The following is a 23663-nucleotide window of genomic DNA, read 5'->3' as shown; positions in this document are numbered from 1 at the left end:
CTCCGGACTCAGGAGAGACACGTATGCGGGTACCCATGACTGTTGCCGACTTCCTCGACCGGGCCGAGCTCGGCTTCGCGACGGGTCCGGGGGTGATCGACGAACCCGACCAGCCGGCGCCGCCGGTACCGCCGTCCACGTACGGCCGGCTGGGCGAGCGGGTCCGGGCCTGGCAGGCGGGCCTGGACGCACTCGGGGTCGGCGAGGGCGAACGGGTGGCCGTGGTCAGCCACAACTCGGCGCGGCTGCTGGAACTGCTCTTCGCGGTGCCGATGAGCGGCCGGATCTGCGTGCCCGTCAACTTCCGCCTCAGCCCCCAGGAAGTCGAGTACGTGGTCAGGCAGTCCGGCGCCTCGGTCCTCCTCGTGGACCCGGAGCTGGAGCCGGCGCTCTCCGGGATCGGCGCCCGCCACCGGTTCGTGCTCGGCGAGGAGACCGAGACCGGGCTGATGCGCTTCGGGGTGGAGCCGCGCCCCTGGTCCCGCCCGGACGAGGACGCCACCGCGACGATCAACTACACCTCGGGGACCACGGCCCGCCCGAAGGGCGTGCAGCTGACCCACCGCAACATCTGGGTCAACGGGCTGACCTTCGGCCTGCACACCCGGGTGTGGGAACGCGACGTCTACCTGCACACCCTGCCGATGTTCCACTGCAACGGCTGGGGCATGCCCTACGTGATGGCCGGCCTCGGTGTGAAGCAAGTGGTGCTGCGCAAGGTCGACGGCGCCGAGATCCTGCGCCGGGTGGACGAGCACGGGGTCACGCTGATGTGCGGCGCGCCCGCGGTGTGGAACGCCGTGCTGGCCGCGGCCGAGCACTGGCAGGGGGAGATCCCGGGCCGCGACCGGGTGCGGATCGTGTGCGCGGGGGCTCCGCCGCCGAGCCGGATGATCCAGCGGGTGGGGGAGGAACTGGGCTGGGAGTTCACCCAGATCTACGGCCTGACCGAGACCTCCCCGCTGCTGACCTTCAACCGGACCCGGCCCGCCGACGCCGAGCTGCCCGCGGGGGAGCGGGCGCACAAACTCTCCCGGGCCGGGCTCCCGGCGCTCGGGGTCAAGCTGCGGGTCTCGGACGCGGGCGAGGTCCTGGCCCGCTCGAACGTGGTGCTCGAGGGGTACTGGGACAAGCCGGAGGAGACCGGGGCGGCCCTGGAGGACGGCTGGTTCCACACCGGCGACGGCGGTTCGATCGACGGGGACGACGGCCACCTGACGATCTCCGACCGGAAGAAGGACGTGATCATCACTGGTGGGGAGAACGTGTCCTCGATCGAGGTGGAGGACACGATCTTCAGCCATCCGGCGGTCGCCGAGGTCGCCGTCATCGGCGTCCCGCACGAGAAGTGGGGCGAGACGATCAAGGCGCTGGTGGTGCTCGCCGAGGGCGCGAAGGCCGACGAGGGCGAGATCATCGCCCACTGCAAGGAGCGCATGGCCGGTTACAAGGCGCCGACCACCGTCGAGTTCCGCCCGTCCATCCCGCGCACCGCGACCGGCAAGATCCAGAAGTTCAAGCTGCGCGAACCGTACTGGTCCGGACAGGAACGGCAGGTGAACTGACCGGAGGGTCGTTCCCTCGGTTCCCGCCGTTCCCGCCGTTCCCTCGGTTCCCGCCGATCCCCCATCCCGCCGATCCCGTTCATCCCCCCGATCCGTGCCGGTGCCGGTGCCACCCGCACGGGCCCGTACGGGCGGGGCGGATCGGGCGGGGCGGGCTGATCGGAGTGCGGGCTCAGGCCGGAAGGTGCGCCTCGATCGCGGCGATGACCTCGGCGGACTCCGGCTCGGTGCGCGGGCGGAAGCGGCCCACGATCTCGCCCGCCGGCGAGATCAGGAACTTCTCGAAGTTCCACTTGATGTCACCGGCCTCGCCCTCGGCGTCCGGGGTCTTCACCAGTTCCCGGAACAGCGGGTGCCGGTTCTCGCCGTTGACCTCGGACTTCTCCAGCATCGGGAAGGTGACGCCGAAGCCGGCGGCGCAGAAGGTCTGGATGTCCTCCGCGGTGCCCGGCTCCTGCTCGCCGAACTGGTTGCACGGCACGCCGATCACCGTGAAGCCCTTCTCGGCGTACTTGAACTGCAGCCGGGCCAGCCCCGAGTACTGCGGGGTGAGCCCGCACTGCGAGGCGGTGTTCACGAGGAGGATCACCTTGCCCTTGTACGGCGCCAACGTGGTCGGCTCGTCGTCCAGGGTGACCAGCGGGATGTCGTACAGGGTGCTCAAGACACGTCTCCTCGGCAGGATGCGGCCGGGCGGCCGGAGGGATTCCCCCGAACCATAGGCGATCATCTCCGACGGTCCGGTCCGGCCCCGGTCGCATTCCGCTCAGGCCCTTGTCGCGGGCCCGGTCGCATTCCGCTTCAGGCCCCCGTCGCGTACAGCACGTCCGCCGGGTCGTTGACCGGCTGCGGCATCCCGGTGAGGTCCATGACGAACAGCGGTATCCCCAGCTCGTCCGCGCGTGCCCGGGCATCGTCGGTGTAGCCGGCCAGGGCGAAGTACACGCTGGTCGCCGAGGCCGTCAGCCCGTTCAGCCAGACGCACTCCACCGCCCGCAGCCCGGCCGGTGAGGTCGTCGGGTCCACCTGGGCGACCAGCCCGGGCGCCCTGAGGTCGACCGCGGCCGAGGGCAGCGGCCGCGCGTCCGGTTGCCGTACGTCTCGGAAGCCGAGCCAGCGCAGGTAGAGCGCGGCCGTGGCCACCGCGTCGCGGGCGGTACGGATGGTGACCGGCCGGAACGCGGGCCGCGGCACCGGAACGGCCTGGGTCCCGAAGGCCGTTCCGGACGGACCTCCGGACGGACCTCCGGACGGACTGTCGGACGGGCCGTCGGACGAGCTGTCGGACGGGCTTCCGGCCGGGCTTCCGGACGAGCTGTCGGTCGGGCTTCCGGAGGGAGTCCCGCCCGGGGCCGCGGCCGTTCCGGGTGCGGAGGTCTCGGGTACGGGTGCATCGTCGCGCAGCGGCTGGACCGGCAGCAGTGCCACCGTCCCGCACCCGCCGCAGCCGACCTCCGGCGCAGGCCACTCGCTCTCCCGTCCGCAGTTCCCGCAGCGGACCGCCACCCAGGCGTCCACCCAGGTGCGGTGCGTCAGCGGCTGGGCGGCGCGGGTGAGGTCCAGGGGAGGGACCACCGGGCTCCCGCAGGCGCAGGGGAAGACCGGCGCGGTGTAGCCGTTCTCGCGCAGACATGCCGGGCAGCGCACCGGGACCGTTTCCGCCATCCGCTCTCGCACCCCTCCCGGCGCCCAGACCGTCGCTGTGCGTAAGTCCATGCTCTACCACCCGTGGCCCCGCGGGTGGCCGTGCTTCGGATTTTGTGCAACTGACGGAGCGAATGGCGGCTTTTGGTGTGTTCCGGGGTGCCGTAGCGCCTTGACGCATACGGAGACGCCCTCTAGCTTGTTCCGTATAACAGAAAAAAACTTCCGGATTACGGAAACCCCCGGAAAAACAGCCTGACCGCAGGAGTACCGATGCCTCGTATGACCGCCGCTGCCGCGGCCGTGGAGATCCTCAAGCTCGAAGGAGTCGACCAGGCGTTCGGCGTGCCCGGCGCTGCGATCAACCCCTTCTACCGTGAGCTCAAGAACGTGGGTGGCATCAGCCACACGCTCGCCCGCCACGTCGAGGGCGCCTCGCACATGGCCGAGGGTTACACCCGTGCCAAGGCCGGCAACATCGGTGTCTGCATCGGTACGTCCGGCCCGGCCGGCACCGACATGATCACCGGCCTGTACTCCGCGATTGCGGACTCGATCCCGATCCTGTGCATCACCGGCCAGGCCCCGGTCTCGAAGCTCCACAAGGAGGACTTCCAGGCCGTCGACATCGCCTCGATCGCCAAGCCCGTCACCAAGGCCGCCACCACGGTCCTGGAGGCCGCGCAGGTCCCCGGCGTGTTCCAGCAGGCCTTCCACCTGATGCGCTCCGGCCGTCCCGGCCCGGTCCTCATCGACCTGCCGATCGACGTCCAGCTGACCGAGATCGAGTTCGACCCCGAGACCTACCAGCCGCTGCCGGTCTACAAGCCGTCCGCGACCCGCGCCCAGGCCGAGAAGGCCCTGAGCTTCCTGCTGGAGGCCGAGCGCCCGCTGATCGTCGCCGGTGGCGGCATCATCAACGCCGACGCGTCCGACCTGCTGGTCGAGTTCGCCGAGCTGACGGGCATCCCGGTCATCTCCACCCTGATGGGCTGGGGCACCATCCCGGACGACCACGAGCTGGCCGCCGGCATGGTCGGCGTGCAGACCGCCCACCGCTACGGTAACGCGACCTTCCTGGAGTCCGACACCGTCATCGGTATCGGCAACCGCTGGGCCAACCGCCACACGGGGTACAACCTGGAGGCGTACACCAAGGGCCGCAAGTTCGTCCACGTGGACATCGAGCCCACCCAGCTCGGCAAGATCTTCGCCCCGGACTACGGCATCGCCTCCGACGCCAAGGTCGCCCTGGAGCTCTTCATCGAGGTCGCCAAGGAGTGGAAGGCCGAGGGCAAGCTCCCGGACTTCTCCGCCTGGGCCGCCTCGGCGCAGGAGCGCAAGGCCACCCTGCAGCGCCGTACGCACTTCGACAACATCCCCATGAAGCCGCAGCGCGTCTACGAGGAGATGAACAAGGCGTTCGGCCCGGAGACCCGCTACGTCACCACCATCGGTCTCTCCCAGATCGCGGCCGCGCAGTTCCTGCACGTCTACAAGCCGCGCCACTGGGTCAACTGCGGCCAGGCCGGCCCGCTCGGCTGGACCATCCCGGCCGCCATCGGTGCCGCCACCGCGCAGCCCGAGACCCCGGTCGTCGCCCTCTCCGGTGACTACGACTTCCAGTTCATGATCGAGGAGCTGGCGGTCGCCGCCCAGCACAAGGTCCCCTACGTCCACGTCCTCGTGAACAACGCCTACCTGGGTCTGATCCGTCAGGCGCAGGGTGGTCTGGGCATCAACTTCGAGGTCAACCTCGAGTTCGAGAACATCAACACCCCGGAGATCGGCGTCTACGGCGTCGACCACGTCAAGGTCGCCGAGGGCCTGGGCGTCAAGGCGATCCGCGTCACCGACCCGGACAAGCTGGGCGAGGCCTTCGAGGAGGCCAAGAAGCTGGCGCAGGAGTTCCAGGTCCCGGTCGTCGTCGAGGCCATCCTGGAGCGCGTCACCAACATCGCGATGAGCAAGACGGTCGACATGAGCGACGTCACCGAGTTCGAAGAGCTCGCGACCGAGCCGGGCCACGCCCCGACCGCCATCAAGTCCCTCCAGGTCTGATCCTGAAGGTCTGACCGCCCCGGCCGCCGACGTGGCCGTGGCACCGCGCCACCGACTGCCCCCGTCCCTCCACTCGGAGGGGCGGGGGCAGTCGCGTGTGGGCGCCCCGGTTTCCGAGGTAGGGGCGCGCTGGTGGAGCGGAGGCAGAGGGCCGGGCTCCCCGGCTCTCCTACGCCGTCCTACGCCGTCCTGCGCCGGGCGAGGACGGTGACGGCGATGGACAGTGAGGCGAGGACGGTGATCGCCGTGCCCGGACCGGTGCACTGGGCGAGCCCGCCGGCGGCCGCGGCGCCGATCCCCTGCCAGGTCATCCGGCCCGCCGACTCGACGCCCTGGAGCTGCCCGCGTACGGCCTCGGGGGTCAGGGCGAGCAGCCGTTCCTGCAGGGGGAGGGTGGCGGCGAACCCCGCGGCGGAGAGGAACACGGCCGCCGTGAGCACCGGAGCCGGCGGGTGCAGGGCGAACAGCAGGTAGGGGACGGCGAGGAGCAGCCGCAGGCCGAAGGCGCAGCGCTGCCGCTGCTCGGCGGACAGCAGCCGCCCCACCATCAGGTCCCCGAGGAGCATCCCTGCCGACGCCGCGGCCAGGAGGGTGCCGGCGTGCCCGGGCGCGTAGGAGAGGAAGAGGGCCTCGCAGCCGACCACCAGGCCGTTGGGCACCCACAGCTGCACCAGCAGGGCCCGCCTGGCGGGGTGGGCGAAGAGCTCGGCGTTGACCCGCCGGGTCTGCCGCAGCCCGGGGCGGCGAGCCGGCGGGGATGTGCGCTCCGGGCTGGTGCGCTCCCCTGCGGTGCGCTCCCGTACGGTGGCCGCCACCACCGTCAGAGCGGCCGCGGTCAGGGCCGCGGCGAGGGCGAAGACCTGCTGCGGGCTCAGCAGCCGCAGCAGTACGGCGCCGACGGCGAACCCGAGGACGGCGGTGCCGCCGGAGGTGATGTTCATCAGCGACCGGGCCGGGACGTAGGCGGAGGCCGGCACGGCCTCGGCGAGCAGTCCCATCCGGGTGCCGGTGCCCAGGGACTGGAAGAACCCCAGGAGCAGCAGCAGGGCGAATCTGGCGGTCAGCGGCAGCCCGGGGACGGCCTGGGCGGTGACACCGGCCAGGGAGAGGGCCTGGAGCGCTAGGAGTGTCCGGCGGGGCCGTGCGCCGTCCGCCACCGACATCAGGGTCAGGGCGCCGAGCACGGTCGCGAAGACGGAGCCGTACATGCTCACGGCGGTCAGGAACGGGGAGCCGGTCTGCCGGCTGACGAGGGTGCCCAGCGCGAAGCCGGACAGGGTGCCGGAGGCCGTGGTCAGCGTGAAGCTCGCGTAGAGGCCGGCGAACTGCCTGTTGCGGAGCAGGGATCGGTACGAGGAGCCATGGGACGAGGAGTCAGGAGACGAGGAGTCAGGAGACGAGGAGCCATGGGTGAGTGAAGGCATGAAAAAAGCCTCCGGAGGGTCGCTGTGTGGCGGACTCCGAAGGCGAGCGGGCACATTGTAGGCACAGGTGCACGGCGGCTTTCCAGGCAGCAGACAAAAAAGCGCCGAGTCACGGGACCGTCCGTGACTCGGCGCTGGCTTGGGAGGTGTTACCGCCCGACGGGGCGAGGCTGGCGCGACAGGACGTTCGCTCCGCCGGGCGGGGTATGTGGTCCCGTCCTCGTACACAGGGGCATCTGTGCGTGGCCCCTATATATAAGGACAGGATGTTCGGCTGGGACCGCGGTGGCGCCGACAGGACACCTTGGCTTCGTCTCCCTCAGGTCAAGAGACGGGCCGCTGGGCCTTTACCACCGCACTGGCTCGACGCCACCGCGGTCCTCGTCCTCCCATTGCCGTGAACCACCCCTCATCCGGGTCCGCGGCAGCGGGTGGCACCCGAGGCCTGACCTCCCGTCAGGCCCCCGGCGCGTTCTTGGGACTGGCTCAGGCGTCGCGCAGGGCGCGGACGGCCTCCTCGACGCGCTTGCCGTAGTCGGCGTCGGCGGCGTGGAAGTGAGCCAGGTTCTTCTCGATGATGTCCTCGCGGGACACCTGGGAAAGGCCGCCGGCGATGTTCGCCACCAGGCGCTCCTTCTCGGCCTCCGACATCAGGCGGTAGAGCTCACCGGCCTGGAAGAAGTCGTCGTCCTTGGTGTGCGCCGGGGCGGCGTGGGTGCCGGTGTAGCCGGAGACGGCCTTCGGGGCACCGAGCGCCAGACCGGTCTCGGCCGGACCCTGGTACGAGTTGGGCTCGTAGTTCTTGTCGTGGCGCGAGCCGTTGCGGAGCGCCATGGCGCCGTCGCGGCCGTAGTTCTGCGCGGTGGTCGCCTTGGGGGCGTTCACCGGCAGCAGGGTGTGGTTCACACCGAGGCGGTAGCGCTGGGCGTCGGCGTAGGCGAACAGGCGGCCCTGGAGCATCTTGTCCGGAGAGGCGGTGATGCCCGGGACGAAGTTGTTCGGGGAGAAGGCGGACTGCTCGACCTCGGCGAAGACGTTCTCCGGGTTGCGGTCGAGGACCAGGCGGCCCACGCGCTGCAGCGGGTAGTCGGCGTGCGGCCACACCTTGGTGAGGTCGAACGGGTTGAAGCGGTAGTCCGCGGCCTCGGCGGCCGGCATGACCTGGACGTACAGGGTCCAGCTCGGGTTCACACCGCGCTCGATGGCCTGCAGCAGGTCGGTCTGGTGCGAGTTGGCGTCCTTGCCGACGATCTCGGCGGCCTGCTCGCCCGACAGGGAGCGGATGCCCTGGTTCGTCTTGAAGTGGTACTTGACGAAGAAGGCCTCGCCCTCGGCGTTGGTCCACTGGTAGGTGTGGGAGCCGTAGCCGTTCATGTGGCGGTAGGAGGCCGGGATGCCGCGGTCACCCATCAGCCAGGTGATCTGGTGCGTCGCCTCGGGGGCGTGCGCCCAGAAGTCCCAGACGTTGTCCGCCTCCTGCTTGCCCGTGAAGGGGTCGCGCTTCTGGGAGTGGATGAAGTCGGGGAACTTGATCGGGTCCTTGATGAAGAACACCGGGGTGTTGTTGCCGACGAGGTCGTAGTTGCCGTCCTCGGTGTAGAACTTCAGCGCGAAGCCACGCGGGTCGCGGACGGCGTCCGCGCCACCGAGCGAGTCGGCGACGGTGGAGAAGCGCAGGAAGGTCTCGGTCTTCTTGCCGACCTCGGAGAGGAACTTGGCGGACGTCCACTGCGTGACGTCGTCGGTCACCTCGAAGTAACCGTACGCGGCGGAACCACGGGCGTGCACGACGCGCTCCGGGATGCGCTCTCGGTTGAAGCGGGCGAGCTTCTCGAGGAGCTGCTGGTCCTGGATCAGGAGAGGGCCACCGACGCCGGCGGTGGCGGAGTTCTGGTTGTCGGCGACCGGGGCGCCGGACTCGGTCGTAAGCACGCGCTTCGACATGGTGACCTTCCGTACGGGAGCTGCTGACGGAAAGCGTCTTCCGCCATGCGGATGAGCCTAATTTCGGCTCGAACGCGACGTCAACAGTTTGTTGAAGAAAGATGAAGAAGAGTGGTGATCCGGACGGTGCCGGCGCTTGGGCGCGACAGGACAGGTGTCAGCACCGGCACCATCCGGAAACTCATTGCTCCTGGTCAGGAGCGCGCTCCTGACGGAGCGGGGAGGGCGCGGCTCAGATCTGGGCGCCGGAGAGGCGCTCGACGGCGCGCAGCAGGGCCGAGTGGTCCAGGCCGCCGTCACCCTGGGCGCGCAGCGAGGCGACCAGCTGGGCGACGACCGCGCCGACCGGGAGGGCCGCACCGACGTTGCGGGCGGCGTCGGTGACGATGCCCATGTCCTTGTGGTGCAGGTCGATCCGGAAACCGGGCTTGAAGTCGCGGTTCAGGAAGTTGTCCTTCTTGCGGGTCAGGACCGTGGAGCCGGCCAGACCGCCGTTGAGGACGTCCAGGGCGGCCTCGAGGTTCACGCCGGACTTCTCGAGGAAGACGACGGCCTCGGCGCACGCCTGGATGTTCACCGCGACGATGAGCTGGTTGGCGGCCTTCACCGTCTGGCCGGAGCCGTGCGGGCCGCACAGGACGATGACCTTGCCGAGGGCCTCGAGGATCGGCAGGGCCGAGTCGAAGTCGGCCTGCTCGCCACCCACCATGATCGACAGGACGGCCTCGATGGCGCCGGCCTCGCCGCCGGACACCGGGGCGTCGATGACGCGGATGCCCTTCTCGGCGGCGTTCTTCGCCAGGTCGACGGAGGTCTGCGGGGTGATCGACGACATGTCGATGATGAGCGCGCCGGACTTGGCGTTCTCCAGGATGCCGGCGGGGCCGTAGTTGATGGCCTCGACCTGCGGGGAGGCGGGCACCATCGTGATGATCACGTCGGCGTCCTTGACGGCCTCGGCGATCGAGCCGGCCGCGGTGCCGCCGGCGGCGGCCAGGCGCTCCAGCTTGTCCTGCTCCAGGGTGAAGCCGGTGACCGAGTAGCCGGCCTTCAGGAGGTTCTCGGACATGGGGGAGCCCATGATGCCGAGGCCGATCCACGCAATCTTGGGGAGGTTGCTCATGATGAGGTCCTTCGTGTTGATGCTTCGTACGAAAAGTGCGACGGGTGCCTGGGCCTTCGCCCGGACTTCGTCCTCTTACTTGGCGGCGCGGGCCTCGGCCGGCAGCCAGTCGAAGGACGCTGCGGCGTCGGCGGCCTTGTACTCCAGGCCGACAAAGCCCTGGTAACCGGCCTTCTTGAGCTGGTCGAGGAGGTCCTCGAGGGGCAGCTCACCCGTGCCCGGGGCACCCCGGCCCGGCTTGTCCGCGATCTGGACGTGGCCGGTCTTGGCGGCGTACTTTTCGATGACCTCGGAGAGGTCCTCATCGTTCATCGCCAGGTGGTACAGGTCGAGCAGGAACTTGGCGTTCCCCAGACCGGTCGCCTCGTTCACCTTGTCCACGATCTCGATCGCGGAGGGTGCGCTCACCAGCGGGTAGAGCGGCGACTCGGGCTTGTTCAGCGTCTCGATCAGCAGGATCGCGCCGACGCGGTCCGCGGCGCGGGCCGCGATGACCAGGTTCTCCAGGGCGAGCTCGTCCTGGACGGCCGGGTCCACACCCTCGACGCGGTTGCCGTAGAGGGCGTTCAGCGCCTTGCAGCCCACCGACGCGGCGAAGTCGGCCGCGACGTCGATGTTGGCGCGGAAGCGGTCCGACTCCTCACCGGGCACCGAGACCGCACCGCGGTCCGGGCCGGGCAGCTGGCCCGCGTAGAAGTTCAGTCCCACCAGCTGGGTGCCGGCGTCCTCAAGAGCCTTCTTGAGGGCGTCGAGCTCCTCCTGTGCCGGGGTGGGGGTTTCGATCCAGGGCCACCACAGCTCGACCGCGGTGAAGCCCGCCGCGGCGGCGGCCGCGGGGCGCTCCAGGAGCGGGAGTTCCGTGTAGAGGATCGACAGGTTCACATCGAAGCGCTGGTCCGTGTATCCCATGAGGGGTATGCGCTCCTTCCGTATTGCGGAAGTTATTTTCTGCTTGATGGAAGGTTGCAAGTCGAGCGCCCGACTTGTCAAGTGGGGACTCCCTTCATTTCCGTACGTCGGGGTAGCTTGACGGGGTGCGATTGAGAGTGGAGTTCACGACCGAGCCCTTCGACCTGGAGGAGGCGCCCGCCCATGCGGTGGCCGCCCGTGAGGTCATCCAGAAGGCCCAACTGGACGCGGTCGACGTCGGCCCGTTCGGCAACACCGCCGAGGGTGCGGCGGACGGGGTGCTGGACGCCGTGTCCGCACTACTGCGCGACTCGCTGCGGGCCGGGGCCACCCGGGTCTCGCTGCAGGTGAGCGTGATCCCGGAGGACGGCGCATGACCGAGCCCCGCGACCACCCCTTCGTCGCCGCAGTCAAGCCGCTCGTCGACGCGATGGGCGGCGAGCTGATGGACCCGTCCCAGGCGCAGCCCGACGACGTGGTCCTCTCCTGGGAGGGGCAGGAGGTGATGGCCGTACGGCTGCCGCAGCTCTCGGACTCGCTGGAGCACATCCTGGCGGCGCTGGAGCGCCGGCACGGGATGCCGCTGGCGCAGCTGGACCGGAAGTCCAAGCAGGACGTCGTGCGGATACTGGAGGCGCGCGGCGCCTTCTCCGTGCGGCACGGGGTGGAGACCGTGGCCGGAGCCCTCGGTGTGAGCCGGTTCACGGTCTACAACTACTTGAACCGGGAAAACCCCAACAAGAGCACCCGCGGATGACCTGAAAGTCACCCGTTTTTCACCTAGAGTGACGAGCCGCCGCCCGATTCAACCGGGCGGCGGCTTTTGTGTACCGGAAGTTTCAACAAAGTGTTGACGCCGTGTTGTCGGAGGGCGTTAATTACTCCCAGCCCGTCAATGCAACAAGGCCAGTGACACGGCCACGGAGGCTTCCCGTGACTTCGAGCACGACCCCGGGTCTCACCCGGTTCAACACCTTGGACGACGCAGCGGCCACGGCCGAACTGCACGAGGTGTGCGCCAGTTCGGCATGGGGCAGCAAGATGCTCGCCCAGCGCCCGTACGCCAACACCGAATCCCTGTTCGCCGCGAGCGACGCCGCCATGGCCGAGCTCACCGCCGCGGACCTGGGAGAGGCGATGGCGGGCCACCCGCCGATCGGCCGGCCGAAGCCGGGCGACCCGACCTCCGCGCGTGAGCAGCGCGGTATGGCCGGGGCCTCCGAGGAGCTCAAGGCTGAACTGCTCGAGCTGAACCTCGCCTACCAGGAGAAGTTCGGCCACGTCTTCCTTATCTGCGCCACCGGTGCGACCGGTGAGCAGATGCGGGACGCGGTCAAGGTCCGGATCGAGAACACTGCCGAGGCCGAGCGGGAGATCGCCCGCGGGGAACTCGTCAAGATCAACCGGATCCGTCTGACCCGACTCGCAGAAGGAGAGTGAACAGCAGATGAGCACTGAGACCACTGCCTCGGTGTCCACCCACATCCTGGACACCAGCATCGGCCGCCCCGCCGAGGGCGTCGCCATCACCCTGTCGGCCCGTAGCGGCTTCGACGCGGAGTGGGCGGCCCTGGGCGGCTCCGCCACCGATGCGGACGGGCGCTGCAAGGACCTGCCGGCACTGCCGGAGGGCACCACCCACGTACGCCTCGACTTCGAGACCGAGGCGTACTTTTCCAAGAAGCAAGCCGAGGCGCAGCAGGACGCCCCCCGCGTAAGGGACAGCGGTGCGTTCTTCCCCGAGGTGACCATCACGTTTGCGGTCAACCCGGGCGAGCACTATCACGTACCGCTGCTGCTCAACCCGTTCGGCTACTCCGTTTACCGAGGGAGCTAGCAGACATGACCACGATTCTCGGGCAGAACCAGTACGGCAAAGCTGAGAACCGCGTCGTCAAGATCACGCGGGACGGCGACACCCACCACATCAAGGACCTGAACGTCTCGGTCGCCCTCTCCGGCGACATGTCCGACGTCCACCTGTCCGGCTCGAACGCCAACTGCCTGCCGACCGACACCACCAAGAACACGGTGTACGCGTTCGCCAAGGAGTACGGCATCGAGTCCGCCGAGCAGTTCGGCATCCACCTGGCGCGTTGGTTCGTCAACAGCCAGGAGCCGATCCACCGGGCGCGCATCCGCATCGAGGAGTACTCCTGGGAGCGGATCGCCACCTCGGACGCGAACTCCAAGTTCATCGGCGCCGACGAGGTCAAGCACTCGTTCGTCCGCAAGGGCCAGGAGACCCGCGTCACGCAGGTGACGTACGACGGCCAGAACTGGGAGGTCATCTCCGGCCTCAAGGACCTGGTCGTCATGAACTCCACCAACTCGGAGTTCTGGGGCTACGTCAAGGACAAGTACACGACCCTGCAGGAGGCGTACGACCGCATCCTGGCCACCCAGGTGTCGGGCCGCTGGCGGTTCAACTGGACCGACGACGAGCAGCGCATGCCGAACTGGGAGAAGTCCTACGAGGCGACCAAGAAGCACATGCTCGAGGCCTTCGCGGAGACCTACTCCCTGTCGCTGCAGCAGACCCTGTACCAGATGGGTTCGCGCATCATCAACCACCGTTCGGAGATCGACGAGGTCCGCTTCTCGCTCCCGAACAAGCACCACTTCCTCGTCGACCTTGAGCCGTTCGGCCTCAAGAACGACAACGAGGTGTACTTCGCCGCCGACCGTCCGTACGGTCTGATCGAGGCCACCATCCTCCGTGACGGCGCCGACGCGCGCATCCCGGTGGACCTGACCAACCTCTAATCCGCAGAGGATCCGAAGAGGATAGGTCGCGCCGCGTCCCGGGGCTCCGCAGTGGCCCCGGGGCGGGGTACCCCCACAGACACCTATTTCCTGTATTCGGCACCCGGCGTATCACACGGGGCGACAGTACTGTCAGCTGTCAAGGCCCCCGGCTCCGGTACTCAAATTCCTGGGCCCTGCCGTGCCCGCACCGCCACTGAAAGCACGAGGAAGCCCCATGGCTGCATCGGCAACTTCTGACAGCACCGTCGAGCGCATCGTCATCGAGAACTGTGCGATCGCGACCGTCGACGCCCACGACACCGAGTACGCCTCGGGTCACATCGTGATCGCCGGCAACAAGATCGAGGCAATCGGTGCGGGCAACGCCCCCGAGAACCTCACGAACGTGGCACGTCGGATCGACGGCACCGGGCACCTCGTGACCCCCGGTCTGGTCAACACGCACCACCACTTCTACCAGTGGATCACGCGTGGCCTCGCCACCGACCACAACCTCTTCAACTGGCTCGTCGCCCTGTACCCGACCTGGGCGCGCATCGACGAGCAGATGGCCTACTCGGCCGCACAGGGTTCGCTGGCCGCGATGGCCCGCGGCGGTGTCACCACCGCGATGGACCACCACTACGTCTTCCCCAAGGGGGCCGGCGACCTCTCCGGCGCGATCATCCGCGCCGCCTCCGAGATGGGCGTCCGCTTCACCCTCGCCCGCGGCTCCATGGACCGCAGCGTGAAGGACGGCGGCCTGCCGCCGGACCACGCGGTCGAGACCCTGGAGGGCGCGCTCGCCGACACCGAGGCCACGGTCAAGAGGTTCCACGACGCGTCCTTCGACTCGATGACCCAGGTCGCCGTCGCCCCGTGCTCCCCCTTCTCGGTCTCCACCGAGCTGCTGAAGCAGGGCGCCGAGCTGGCCCGCCGCCTGGGTGTGCGGATGCACACCCACGGCAGCGAGACCGTCGAGGAAGAGAAGTTCTGCCACGAGCTCTTCGGCATGGGCCCGACGGACTACTTCGAGTCGACCGGCTGGCTCGGCGAGGACGTGTGGATGGCGCACAGCGTCCACATGAACGACTCCGACATCGCCGCCTTCGCCCGTACGAAGACCGGTGTCGCGCACTGCCCGTCCTCCAACGCCCGTCTGGCCGCCGGCATCGCCCGCGTCCCGGACATGCTCGCCGCCGGTGTCCCGGTCGGCCTCGGCGTGGACGGCACCGCCTCCAACGAGTCCGGTGAGCTGCACACCGAGCTGCGCAACGCGCTGCTGATCAACCGCCTGAACCCGGTGCACCGCGAGGCCGCGCTCAACGCCCGCCAGGCCCTGCGCCTGGGCACCTACGGCGGCGCGCAGGTCCTCGGCCGAGCCGACAACATCGGTTCGCTGGAGGCCGGCAAGTGCGCCGACCTGGTGCTGTGGAACCTGAACACCTTCCTGCACTCCTCGATCGCCGACCCGGTGACCGCGCTGGTCTTCGGCGCGGCGGCTCCGGTGACGGCCTCGTTCGTCAACGGCAAGCAGATCGTGGAGAACAACCGCCTGATCACCGCGGATGAGGACGCCATCGCCGTGTCCACCCGGGAAGAGGCCCAGCGCCTCGCCCGGATCGCCGCGCAGGGCTGACATCGAGAATCCGGCCGGGGGGGACGGCCTCCGGCCGGTGGTCCCGGACCCGAGCGGGGTCCGGGCCGGCTGCTCCCGGTTCATGTCGTAGTTCTCCAATGCGGCATGAACCGGGGGCGGTGAACCCGACAGGGGACCATGCCGCCTTCCCTTCCGAGGGCTCCTTTGGCATGCCCCGAACAGCGAGCGACGCAGCACCCCGAGCAACACCCGAAGCGCCTGAAAGCACCTGAAGCAACCGAATCACCCCCCACGCCGTACCTGCACCACCTCCCTGACACCCACGTCACCTGCCGACGTGTTAACCGACCGGAGGAAAGCCACCCGTGGCCGCACAACCCAGGTCCCGCAAACAAGTCCCCACCGTGACACCGGCGGAGAGGCATCCGGTCGACGAGACCCTGCCCCCGCTGAAGATGTTCACCAGCGGTCTCCAGCACGTCGCCGCCATGTACGCGGGCGTCGTCGCACCCCCCATGATCGTCGGTCCGGCCGTCGGGCTCTCCGCCAAGGAGACGGCCTTCCTGATGGGCGCGTCCCTCTTCACCGCCGGACTCGCCACCCTCCTCCAGACCCTCGGCTTCTGGCGGATCGGAGCGCGGCTCCCCTTCGTCAACGGCGTCTCCTTCGCCGGCGTGACCCCGATGATCGCCATCGGGAAGGGCGAGGGCGACAACGCCATCCCCGTCATCTTCGGCGCGATCATCGTCGCCGGCCTCCTCGGCTTCTTCGCCGCCCCCTACTTCGGCAGACTCGTCCGCTTCTTCCCGCCCGTGGTCACCGGCACGGTCATCCTGTTGATCGGCGTCTCCCTGCTCCCGGTGGCCTTCAACTGGTCCCAGGGCGGCAACGCCCACGCCGCCGATTACGGCTCCATGAAGAACATCGGGATGGCGGCGCTCACCCTGGCGATCGTGCTGCTGATGCGCAGGTTCCTGCGCGGATTCCTGCAGCAGATAGCGATCCTGCTCGGTCTCGTCGCCGGCACGCTCATCGCCCTCCCGCTGGGCATGACGAACTTCGACGCGATCCGGGACGCGGATCTGGTCGGCTTCCCGACGCCCTTCCACTTCGGCGCCCCGCAGTTCCAGGTCGCGGCGATCATCTCCATGTGCATCGTGATGCTCGTCTGCATGACCGAGTCCACCGCCGACATCCTCGCCCTCGGCCGGATCGTGGGCCGTCCCGCGGACGAGAGGACCATCGAGGGAGGCCTGCGCGCCGACGCGCTCGGCAGCGCGCTCAGCCCCGTCTTCAACGGCTTCATGTGCAGCGCCTTCGCCCAGAACATCGGACTGGTGGCGATGACCAAGGTGCGCAGCCGGTTCGTGGTCGCGGCCGGCGGGGGCATCCTGATCCTGCTCGGCCTGTGTCCGGTGGCCGCCTCGGTGATCGCCCTGGTCCCGCTGCCGGTGCTGGGCGGCGCGGGCATCGTCCTCTTCGGCTCGGTCGCGGCCAGCGGCATCCAGACCCTGGCCGCGGCCGCGCTGGAGAAGGGCGAGAACGCCCTGATCGTGGCCGCCTCGGTGGGGGTCGGCCTGATCCCGATCGCCGCGCCCGACTTCTACCACGCCTTCCCCGAGGACCTCCTCGTCGTGCTGGACTCCGGCATCAGCACCGGCTGCGTGGTCGCCATCCTCCTCAACCTGGCCTTCAACCACCTGGGCGACCGGGGCCGGGAGAACGCGGCCGCACCCGAAGCGGTCGCCGTGCACTGAGCGCGGAGTGCTGACCGGGGAGTAGCGAGCACGGCGTACGGAGCCCCGGGCATCGAGGCCATACGGCGGTGCGCACGTCACCCACTGCGGGTGTGGCGTGCGCACCGCCGTATCCGTCTGCGGGGGGCGCGGGGGAGAGAGAGCAGTGCTTGACCTCAAGTCCGGTTGAACTTCTAGCGTCGGTACGGATGAGAGGAGATCAACGATGACGACACTGGTAACGGGGGCCACCGGGAACACCGGGCGGCACGTCGTGGCGGAGCTGGTCCGGCGGGGAGAGCACGTCCGGGCACTGACCCGGAATCCGGCCGCGGCGGCGGGGAGGTTACCGGCCGGGGTGGAGCTCGTGGCCGGCACGCACACGGTGCCGGAGGGACTGGACGCGGCTCTCGCCGGCGTCACGCGGATGCACATCACCGTCACGGCGGGGCTCGCCGAGGTCGGGCCCGAACTGGTGCGACGGGCCGTCGACGCCGGGGTGCGCCGCATCACCGTGCTGTGGGGCGGCTTCGTGGGACCGGTCGAGCAGGCCGTGGCGCACTCGGGGGTGGAGTGGACCCGCCTGGAACCGCAGGAGTTCATGTCCAACACGCTGACCTGGGCCGAATCGGTCCGGGCCGAGGGCATCGTGCGTGAGCCGTACGACCATCCCAGCGCGCTCGTCCACGAGGCGGACATCGCGGCCGTGGCGGCCGCCGCGCTGCTCGACGAGGGCCATGCGGGACGCGCCTACAACCTCACCGGGCCCCAATCGCTGACCCCGCGCGAACGGATCGCGGTCCTCTCCCGGGCGACCGGCCGTGACATCGCCTTCGTCCCGATCACGCACGAACAGGCCCTCGACAGGCTGACCGCCACCGGCGTGTCCCGTGCGGACGCGGAGTACGTCGTCGGCTGGTACGCCACTTCCCCCGAGGACGCGAGGACCGTCGTCGACACCGTGGAGCGGATCACCGGCCGCCCCGCCCGCACGTTCGAGCAGTGGGTCACGGAGCACGCGGACCGCTTCTAGGCGTCCGGGCGTGTCCAGGCCATGAGGTTGTTCAGCAGGTCGGCCTGTTCGACCGCGTCGTCCAGGGCGTGGTGCGTGTGGCGGCGGCGGGAGAGCAGGTCGCGGGGCATGGTGCCCTTGTTGACGGCGCGGAGCGGCAGTCCGGCCTTGGTGGCGTAGAGGGTCTTCATGTCCAGGCAGCCGGAGTGCCCGAAGGGGCTGTCGCCGGTGAAGCGGACCAGGTACCAGTACACGAAGGTCCAGTCGTACGAGGCCGGGTAGCCGCACATCACGGGCTGGCCGGTGCCGTCCGAGACCTGCCGGACCCAGGCGGTGAACTCCCGCATGGCGGTCTCGGGGTCGGTGCCCTCGGTGCGCAGCCGGTCGCGGTCCAGGCCGCTGACGGCGAGCGCCTCGGGAACGAAGTCCTCGCTGATCGGCCGGAGTTCACGGTAGAAGGTGAGTTCCTCCGGGTCCGCGGGGGTGTAGCCGTCGGCGTCCTGGAGGCCGGCGACGGCCGCGCCGATGCTGATCATCGAGTAGGGGCCGGGGATGGGGCCGTCGGCCTCGATGTCGACGGAGATGTAGAGGCTGGGTTTGATCCTGCGGGCTGCCATGCCGGTGAGCATGGCAGCCCGCGCCGCCGCACCCCAGCGAATTTCGCTGCTGCGGCGCCGCCGGAGGTATCAGCGGGGGACGGGGGTGAAGTACGTGGTGTCGGCCGGGACGCCGTCGCGTTCGGTGCCGTCGTCGTCCCGGTAGGTCCAGCTGAACGGGATGCCCCGGGCGGTGGCCGGGTCGGGGCCGTCCATCAGCTGGAAGTGCAGGTGCGGCTCGGAGGAGTTCCCCGAGTTGCCGCAGTCGGCGAGGTGGCGGCCGGCCCGTACGCGGTCGCCCACGCCCACCCGCAGCGAGCCCCGGCGCAGGTGGGCGAAGCCCGCCACCACGCCGTCGCCCAGGTCCAGCAGCACGTAGTTGCCCCACAGGTGGCACGGCCAGCCCAGGCCCCGGACGAAGCCCTCCAGGTACATGAACGCGAAGGCCGGCAGTGACCAGCGGGACAGGTGGTCCCGCATCCGGCCGGCCGTGGCCACCACCACGCCGTCCGCGGGGGCCAGGACCGGACGGCCGAACGAGGGGTGCCGCTGCGGGCGCCGGCCGAGCGGCCAGAGGTTCCGGAAGGGGGGTTCCGGCGGTACGCCGCCGGCGACCGGACCGTCGGCCGCCGGCACGTACTTGAGGTCGATGGCGTACGTCTGGGCATGGCTGTGGGTGTGGCTGGGCACTTTGGTCGCCGGCCCGTTGAGGGCCACCCAGCGCCCCTCCACCGGGACCCGCACCGCCACCGGCGGGCGCTCCCCGCGCGGGCGCTGACGCCGGGTGAGCGACCAGCGCATCGCGCCACCCACGGCGAGCAGGGCCACTCCGACGGTCCACAGCAGGCTCACCCCGCCGTTGTTCAGCAGGACGCACAGGGTGCCCGCGCCGAAGACCAGACCGTGGCGCTTCCAGATGATCACGGGATGGGCTCCGGGGGCGTGGACGGGGGCGTGGACGTGGACGGGGGCGTGGGCGTGGGCCCGGTGCGTACGCGGCGCCGACCGGGACGGCAGGGCGAGGACCACCGCAGTGATCTTCACCCTGCCGCATGTCGGTTGTCAGGTGACTGTTGTCCGGAATGCCGAAACTGGCGCGAACCGGACCGGACCCGGCCGGATCGTTGTGTCCGTGTGCTGATGCCGCCGCACGTCCGCGGGTTACGGCGCCGGGGTCAGGTACATCCCGGTGTGGTCCTGGCCCGCCGTGTTCCTGCAGGACGAGGCGGACCCGGCGGGCTGCCCGACGGCCAGGGCCAGGCAGCGGCCCAGGGCCAGCTGGCCGTAGTGGTTGGGGTGCATGGACTCCTGGACCGGCCCCTGGGTCTCGTTGTTGTCGATCCAGCGAGCCCACTCACTGGTCGCGGCGGAGGCCGGCACGGTGGAGCTCACCAGCTTGCTCGTCTTGGCGCACACCTCACGGCCCTGGAGCATGTCCCGCAGGTCCAGGAACTGCACCCCCTTGGCCGTCGCGACCGCCTTCAGCCGGTTCGCCATCTGCGGCACCAGGGAGTCCCGGGCCCAGTCGGAGTCCCGGTTCCAGAAGGGGCAGCCGCCGGTGTTGTAGCGGCTCCAGTCGCTCTGCGGATAGCGGTTCTCCGCGCCGCGCGGGATCGGCGAGGGGTAGGACTGCAGCACGATCCGGTAGGCGGAGTCCGCGTACCCGGCGGCCCGCATCACCGCCCGGATCTCGTCCACGGACTTGCCGACCTTGGCCATCGCCCCGTCGATCTTCTGGTCGACGGCGTACTGCTGGTCGTCGTGGCAGTACGAGTTCCACAGGACGAAGTCGTAGGCGCAGTTCTCGATGATCTCGGCGAAGCCCAGGTCGTTGCCGCCGATGGAGAGGGTGATGACGCGGACGTCGTGGCTCGCGGCCACCGCGGCCAGCTGGTCGGCCTGCGGGGCCTCGCCCTTGAAGGACAGCCCGCCGCTGACGGACCGGAACACGTTGTCGGTGACGGCGCCCGAGCAGGCCAGGTTCACCGCGACCTCGGCGATCGGCCCGGCGCTGCGCACCTCGGCCGAGTCCGAGCGGTGGCAGCCGTTGGCGGCGGTGCTGCCGTAGACCTTCGCCGGGTCGTACGACGATCCGGTGAGCCAGGCGCGGTCGGTGCCGCTGCGGTTCCCGGTGTTGGTGAGGCTGTTGCCCTTCCAGCGGCCGGCCTCGCCGGATATGTAGCTGTCGCCCATGGCCACCACGGCGGTGGGGCCCTGCCCGGGGCCGGCCACCGCGGTTCCGGCGCCCGCCGTCAGCAGGCCGGTCAGTGCCAGCGGGAGGGTCAATGCTGCGCCTGCCAGTCGTCGCACCCGGCGGGCGGTCGGCCGGTCCTTGCTCGCCTTGCGGAATCCGGTCACTGCGGAACTCCTGCGTTCGGCCACGCCGAAGACAGGAACAACTCCGCTGCGTGGCTTGGTGAGTGGGGGTACCTCCGGCCGGTGGTGGCCCAGAATGTGGCACGCGCCGAGTTGTTACCGCTAGGTAGCGTCAGGTTACGAGTGAGTAACGACCGACCGGTCGTTCGGGCCGGCTGTCCGCCCGATGCGGATCAGGCCGTACAAGGGCATGCAAAAGCCCCCCGCCCCCGGTGCCGTGGGCACCGGGGGCGGGGGGCTTGGATTCGACTGCTGTGCGATTCAGTCGAAGCGGATTACCGGGCGACCAGCTGTTCGTACGCCGGGAGGGTCAGGAAGTCGGCGTAGTCGGCGTCCAGGGAGACCTGGAGGAAGAGGTCGTGGGCCTGCTGCCACTTGCCGGCCTCGAAGGCCTCCTCGCCGACCTCGGTGCGCAGGGCGGCCAGTTCCTCGGCGGCCAGTTCGCGGGTCAGTTCGGCCGTGGCGGTCTTGCCGTTCTCGAAGACGACGCCGGCGTTGATCCACTGCCAGATCTGCGAGCGCGAGATCTCGGCGGTGGCCGCGTCCTCCATCAGGCCGAAGATGCCGACGGCGCCGAGGCCGCGCAGCCAGGCCTCGATGTAGCGGATACCGACCTGGACCGCGTTGCGCAGGCCCTCGTAGGTCGGCTTCGCGTCGAGGGAGTCGATGGCGATGAGCTCGCCCGGGGCGACCGAGACGTCCTCGCGCAGGCGGTCCTTCTGGTTCGGCTTCTCGCCGAGCACCGCGTCGAAGGAGGCCATGGCGATCGGGACCAGGTCGGGGTGGGCGACCCAGGAGCCGTCGAAGCCGTCGCCGGCCTCGCGGTCCTTGTCGGCCTTGACCTTCGCGAAGGCGATCCGGTTCACCTCGGCGTCCTTGCGGGACGGGATGAAGGCCGCCATGCCGCCGATGGCGTGCGCGCCGCGCTTGTGGCAGGTGCGGACCAGCAGTTCGGTGTACGCCCGCATGAACGGGGCGGTCATCGTCACCGCGTTGCGGTCCGGCAGGACGAACTTCTCGCCGCCGTCGCGGAAGTTCTTGACGATGGAGAAGAGGTAGTCCCAGCGGCCCGCGTTCAGGCCGGCGGCGTGGTCGCGCAGCTCGTAGAGGATCTCCTCCATCTCGTACGCGGCCGTGATGGTCTCGATCAGGACGGTGGCGCGGACGGTGCCCTGCGGGATGCCGACGTAGTCCTGGGCGAAGACGAAGATGTCGTTCCAGAGGCGGGCCTCCAGGTGCGACTCCGTCTTCGGGAGGTAGAAGTACGGGCCCTTGCCGAGGTCGATCAGGCGCTGCGCGTTGTGGAAGAAGTACAGGCCGAAGTCCACCAGCGAGCCGGAGGCCGGGGCGCCCTCGAACTGGATGTGGCGCTCCTCCAGGTGCCAGCCGCGGGGCCGCATCACGACGGTCGCGAGCTCCTCGGCGGGCTTGAGGGCGTAGGCCTTGCCCGTGCGCGCGTCGGTGAAGTCGATGCGGCGCTCGTAGGCGTCGATCAGGTTGACCTGGCCGAGGACCACGTTCTCCCAGGTGGGCGCCGAGGCGTCCTCGAAGTCGGCGAGCCAGACCTTGGCGCCCGAGTTCAGGGCGTTGATGGTCATCTTGCGGTCGGTCGGACCGGTGATCTCCACGCGGCGGTCGTTCAGCGCGGCGGGGGCCGGCGCCACCTTCCAGTCGCCCTCGCGGATCTGTGCGGTCTCCGGGAGGAAGTCGAGCGTGGAAGTGCGGGCGATCTCGGCGCGCCGGTCGGCGCGACGGGCGAGGAGCTCGGCCCGGCGGGGGGCGAACCGCCTGTGGAGCTCGGCCACGAATGCCAGGGCCGCTTCTGTGAGGACTTCGTCCTGTCGGGGCAGGGGTTCGGCATCGACGATGGCCAGCGATGACGGCGCTGGTGCGGACATATCTGTCACTCCTTGCAGCGGCGGTGCCTGGCGGCCGCGGGGAATGCTCGCGCGCGGACGGCACGGAGTGCCGTCGAGTGTGGAGAGTTCCAAATACGGTCGCGGGCGCCGTCTGTTTGGTTCAGGGCGCTTCTGACCAGTGGATAGTAATTTCCTCATGGTGGAAGTTCAATGGTTTGTTGATGTCGAGATTCTCTGAGTCGACAGAAACTGTGACCGCTATGGCGCTCAGTGCCACATCGGTCACACCCTGCACCCCCGGACCTGCGGCGGAACCGGTCCGGCCTGTTCCACGGGGCCGCGGCCGCCCCGTGGAACGTGCTGCGGCTCACACCTGGTCGAGCCGCGCCAGGTCCGCCGGCACGTCGATGTCGTAGGGCTCCGCCACATCCGCGCACTCCACCAGGGTGAGCTCCGCGGCGTGCGCTGTCAGGTGGACACGCGCACCCTTGTCCCCGGTCGCCGTCGCGACGATGTCCGGCCAGCGGTCCGAGCCGAACAGCACCGGGTGCCCGCGCTCGCCGTCGTACGCCGCCGCGGCCAGGCTCGCGGGGGACCGGTAGGCGGCCCGCACCCGGGCCACCGCGGCCGGCCCGATGCCCGGCTGGTCCACCAGTGACACCAGGGCCGCCGAGGCACCCGTCCCGGCCAGCGAGGCCAGTCCGACCCGCAGCGAGGACCCCATGCCCTCCGCCCAGTCCGGGTTCTCCAGCACCACGCAGCCGGAGAGGTCGGCGCGTGCCCGCACCTCGGCGGCGGAGGCGCCCAGGACCACGTGCAGCGGGCCGCAGCCCGCCTCGCGCAGCACCCGGACGGCGTTCTCGACGAGCGGGCGCCCGCGGTAGGGCAGCAGCGCCTTGGGGCGGCCGCCGAGCCGGCGGCCGCCCCCGGCGGCCAGCAGCAGGCCCGCGATCAGAGGGCGGCCGGCCCCGGCCGCGCCGGCCGGCCCGGCTGCACCGATCGATTCGGCTGACTCGGCTGATTCGGCTGATTCGGCTGACATGGCAGCGATTCTCGCCCGTCCGGG

At 69.8% G+C, this 23663-nt stretch carries 21 protein-coding genes; 10 read left to right on the top strand and 11 right to left on the bottom strand.

The annotated features are described in order from the left end of the window. Window positions 1–23 precede the first annotated feature (23 nt). Complete coding sequence (locus tag AC067U_RS03080) at window positions 24–1565, top strand: AMP-binding protein (RefSeq protein WP_478827841.1); 1542 nt, start codon at window positions 24–26, stop codon at window positions 1563–1565. Window positions 1566–1737: 172 nt separating this feature from the next. On the opposite strand, the gene AC067U_RS03075 is transcribed toward AC067U_RS03080, so the two are convergent. Together AC067U_RS03075 and AC067U_RS03070 are read right to left on the bottom strand one after the other, a co-directional pair. After that, the gene (locus tag AC067U_RS03075; protein ID WP_478827840.1) at window positions 1738–2229 is read right to left on the bottom strand and encodes a glutathione peroxidase; all 492 of its coding nucleotides are present in this window, start codon (window positions 2227–2229) and stop codon (window positions 1738–1740) included. A gap of 137 nt (window positions 2230–2366) precedes the next feature. Further along, window positions 2367–3230, bottom strand: a complete 864-nt coding sequence (locus tag AC067U_RS03070; protein ID WP_478827839.1) for a hypothetical protein — start codon at window positions 3228–3230, stop codon at window positions 2367–2369. 252 nt (window positions 3231–3482) lie between these two features. Here AC067U_RS03070 and gcl point away from each other — a divergent pair, with 252 nt between their 5' ends. After that, window positions 3483–5270 carry a glyoxylate carboligase gene (gene gcl, locus AC067U_RS03065; protein ID WP_478827838.1) on the top strand — a complete coding sequence of 596 codons (1788 nt, stop codon included), beginning with the start codon at window positions 3483–3485 and terminating at the stop codon, window positions 5268–5270. A gap of 179 nt (window positions 5271–5449) precedes the next feature. Here the strand turns inward: gcl and AC067U_RS03060 are convergent, their stop codons facing one another. From AC067U_RS03060 to AC067U_RS03045, 4 genes are all read right to left on the bottom strand, one after another. Continuing rightward, window positions 5450–6694: an MFS transporter gene (locus AC067U_RS03060; protein ID WP_478827837.1), complete on the bottom strand. Its 1245-nt coding sequence runs from the start codon at window positions 6692–6694 to the stop codon at window positions 5450–5452. A 486-nt stretch (window positions 6695–7180) separates the two neighbouring features. After that, window positions 7181–8638, bottom strand: coding sequence for a catalase (locus AC067U_RS03055; RefSeq protein ID WP_393579857.1), 1458 nt, complete (start codon window positions 8636–8638; stop codon window positions 7181–7183). A 232-nt stretch (window positions 8639–8870) separates the two neighbouring features. Continuing rightward, on the bottom strand, window positions 8871–9761 hold the full coding sequence (locus AC067U_RS03050) for a 2-hydroxy-3-oxopropionate reductase (RefSeq protein ID WP_478827836.1): 891 nt from the start codon (window positions 9759–9761) through the stop codon (window positions 8871–8873). A gap of 75 nt (window positions 9762–9836) precedes the next feature. After that, on the bottom strand, window positions 9837–10670 hold the full coding sequence (locus AC067U_RS03045; RefSeq protein ID WP_478827835.1) for a TIM barrel protein: 834 nt from the start codon (window positions 10668–10670) through the stop codon (window positions 9837–9839). 125 nt (window positions 10671–10795) lie between these two features. Here AC067U_RS03045 and AC067U_RS03040 point away from each other — a divergent pair, with 125 nt between their 5' ends. The 8 genes from AC067U_RS03040 (at window position 10796) to AC067U_RS03005 (ending at window position 17787) form a co-directional block, all read left to right on the top strand. Then, window positions 10796–11047 carry a YkoF family thiamine-binding protein gene (locus AC067U_RS03040; RefSeq protein ID WP_478827834.1) on the top strand — a complete coding sequence of 84 codons (252 nt, stop codon included), beginning with the start codon at window positions 10796–10798 and terminating at the stop codon, window positions 11045–11047. Continuing rightward, on the top strand, window positions 11044–11427 hold the full coding sequence (locus tag AC067U_RS03035; RefSeq protein ID WP_478827833.1) for a helix-turn-helix domain-containing protein: 384 nt from the start codon (window positions 11044–11046) through the stop codon (window positions 11425–11427). The genes AC067U_RS03040 and AC067U_RS03035 overlap by 4 nt, the downstream gene beginning before the upstream one ends. 176 nt (window positions 11428–11603) lie before the next feature. Further along, on the top strand, window positions 11604–12110 hold the full coding sequence (gene uraD / locus AC067U_RS03030; protein WP_478827832.1) for a 2-oxo-4-hydroxy-4-carboxy-5-ureidoimidazoline decarboxylase: 507 nt from the start codon (window positions 11604–11606) through the stop codon (window positions 12108–12110). Window positions 12111–12117: 7 nt separating this feature from the next. Continuing rightward, the gene (gene uraH / locus AC067U_RS03025; RefSeq protein ID WP_393579865.1) at window positions 12118–12507 is read left to right on the top strand and encodes a hydroxyisourate hydrolase; all 390 of its coding nucleotides are present in this window, start codon (window positions 12118–12120) and stop codon (window positions 12505–12507) included. A 5-nt stretch (window positions 12508–12512) separates the two neighbouring features. After that, window positions 12513–13436, top strand: coding sequence for a factor-independent urate hydroxylase (gene pucL, locus AC067U_RS03020; protein ID WP_478827831.1), 924 nt, complete (start codon window positions 12513–12515; stop codon window positions 13434–13436). 217 nt (window positions 13437–13653) lie between these two features. Then, complete coding sequence (locus AC067U_RS03015; protein WP_478827830.1) at window positions 13654–15057, top strand: 8-oxoguanine deaminase; 1404 nt, start codon at window positions 13654–13656, stop codon at window positions 15055–15057. A 326-nt stretch (window positions 15058–15383) separates the two neighbouring features. Next, entirely contained in the window at window positions 15384–16775 is a 1392-nt protein-coding gene (locus AC067U_RS03010; protein WP_478827829.1) for a nucleobase:cation symporter-2 family protein, read from the top strand. A 205-nt stretch (window positions 16776–16980) separates the two neighbouring features. Further along, window positions 16981–17787, top strand: coding sequence for an NmrA family NAD(P)-binding protein (locus AC067U_RS03005; RefSeq protein ID WP_478827828.1), 807 nt, complete (start codon window positions 16981–16983; stop codon window positions 17785–17787). Here AC067U_RS03005 and AC067U_RS03000 read toward each other — a convergent pair. The 5 genes from AC067U_RS03000 to AC067U_RS02980 form a co-directional block, all read right to left on the bottom strand. Continuing rightward, window positions 17784–18383 (bottom strand): 3'-5' exonuclease, encoded by a 600-nt coding sequence (locus AC067U_RS03000; protein ID WP_478827827.1) that lies wholly within the window; start codon window positions 18381–18383, stop codon window positions 17784–17786. The two genes, AC067U_RS03005 and AC067U_RS03000, sit on opposite strands and share 4 nt — an antisense overlap. A gap of 69 nt (window positions 18384–18452) precedes the next feature. After that, on the bottom strand, window positions 18453–19406 hold the full coding sequence (locus AC067U_RS02995) for a M23 family metallopeptidase (protein ID WP_478827826.1): 954 nt from the start codon (window positions 19404–19406) through the stop codon (window positions 18453–18455). A gap of 117 nt (window positions 19407–19523) precedes the next feature. Then, window positions 19524–20720 carry a GDSL-type esterase/lipase family protein gene (locus AC067U_RS02990; protein WP_478827825.1) on the bottom strand — a complete coding sequence of 399 codons (1197 nt, stop codon included), beginning with the start codon at window positions 20718–20720 and terminating at the stop codon, window positions 19524–19526. Window positions 20721–21013: 293 nt separating this feature from the next. Further along, window positions 21014–22636 carry a malate synthase A gene (gene aceB, locus AC067U_RS02985; RefSeq protein ID WP_478827824.1) on the bottom strand — a complete coding sequence of 541 codons (1623 nt, stop codon included), beginning with the start codon at window positions 22634–22636 and terminating at the stop codon, window positions 21014–21016. A 328-nt stretch (window positions 22637–22964) separates the two neighbouring features. Continuing rightward, complete coding sequence (locus AC067U_RS02980) at window positions 22965–23639, bottom strand: nucleotidyltransferase family protein (protein WP_478827823.1); 675 nt, start codon at window positions 23637–23639, stop codon at window positions 22965–22967. Between the last annotated feature and the right edge of the window lie 24 nt (window positions 23640–23663).

The organism is Streptomyces sp. NPDC043853 (assembly GCF_056436025.1).
This window is presented reverse-complemented; position numbering and strand designations above follow the sequence as displayed.

Coding starts and splice junctions, on each gene's coding strand:
- AC067U_RS03045 (WP_478827835.1), bottom strand. CDS start 10,670: ATGGGATACACGGACCAGCGCTTCGATGTGAACCTGTCGATCCTCTAC.
- AC067U_RS03050 (WP_478827836.1), bottom strand. CDS start 9,761: ATGAGCAACCTCCCCAAGATTGCGTGGATCGGCCTCGGCATCATGGGC.
- AC067U_RS03005 (WP_478827828.1), top strand. CDS start 16,981: ATGACGACACTGGTAACGGGGGCCACCGGGAACACCGGGCGGCACGTC.
- gcl (WP_478827838.1), top strand. CDS start 3,483: ATGCCTCGTATGACCGCCGCTGCCGCGGCCGTGGAGATCCTCAAGCTC.
- pucL (WP_478827831.1), top strand. CDS start 12,513: ATGACCACGATTCTCGGGCAGAACCAGTACGGCAAAGCTGAGAACCGC.
- AC067U_RS03060 (WP_478827837.1), bottom strand. CDS start 6,694: ATGCCTTCACTCACCCATGGCTCCTCGTCTCCTGACTCCTCGTCTCCT.
- AC067U_RS03055 (WP_393579857.1), bottom strand. CDS start 8,638: ATGTCGAAGCGCGTGCTTACGACCGAGTCCGGCGCCCCGGTCGCCGAC.
- AC067U_RS03070 (WP_478827839.1), bottom strand. CDS start 3,230: ATGGCGGAAACGGTCCCGGTGCGCTGCCCGGCATGTCTGCGCGAGAAC.
- AC067U_RS03035 (WP_478827833.1), top strand. CDS start 11,044: ATGACCGAGCCCCGCGACCACCCCTTCGTCGCCGCAGTCAAGCCGCTC.
- AC067U_RS03000 (WP_478827827.1), bottom strand. CDS start 18,383: ATGGCAGCCCGCAGGATCAAACCCAGCCTCTACATCTCCGTCGACATC.
- AC067U_RS03015 (WP_478827830.1), top strand. CDS start 13,654: ATGGCTGCATCGGCAACTTCTGACAGCACCGTCGAGCGCATCGTCATC.
- aceB (WP_478827824.1), bottom strand. CDS start 22,636: ATGTCCGCACCAGCGCCGTCATCGCTGGCCATCGTCGATGCCGAACCC.
- AC067U_RS03080 (WP_478827841.1), top strand. CDS start 24: ATGCGGGTACCCATGACTGTTGCCGACTTCCTCGACCGGGCCGAGCTC.
- AC067U_RS02980 (WP_478827823.1), bottom strand. CDS start 23,639: ATGTCAGCCGAATCAGCCGAATCAGCCGAGTCAGCCGAATCGATCGGT.
- uraH (WP_393579865.1), top strand. CDS start 12,118: ATGAGCACTGAGACCACTGCCTCGGTGTCCACCCACATCCTGGACACC.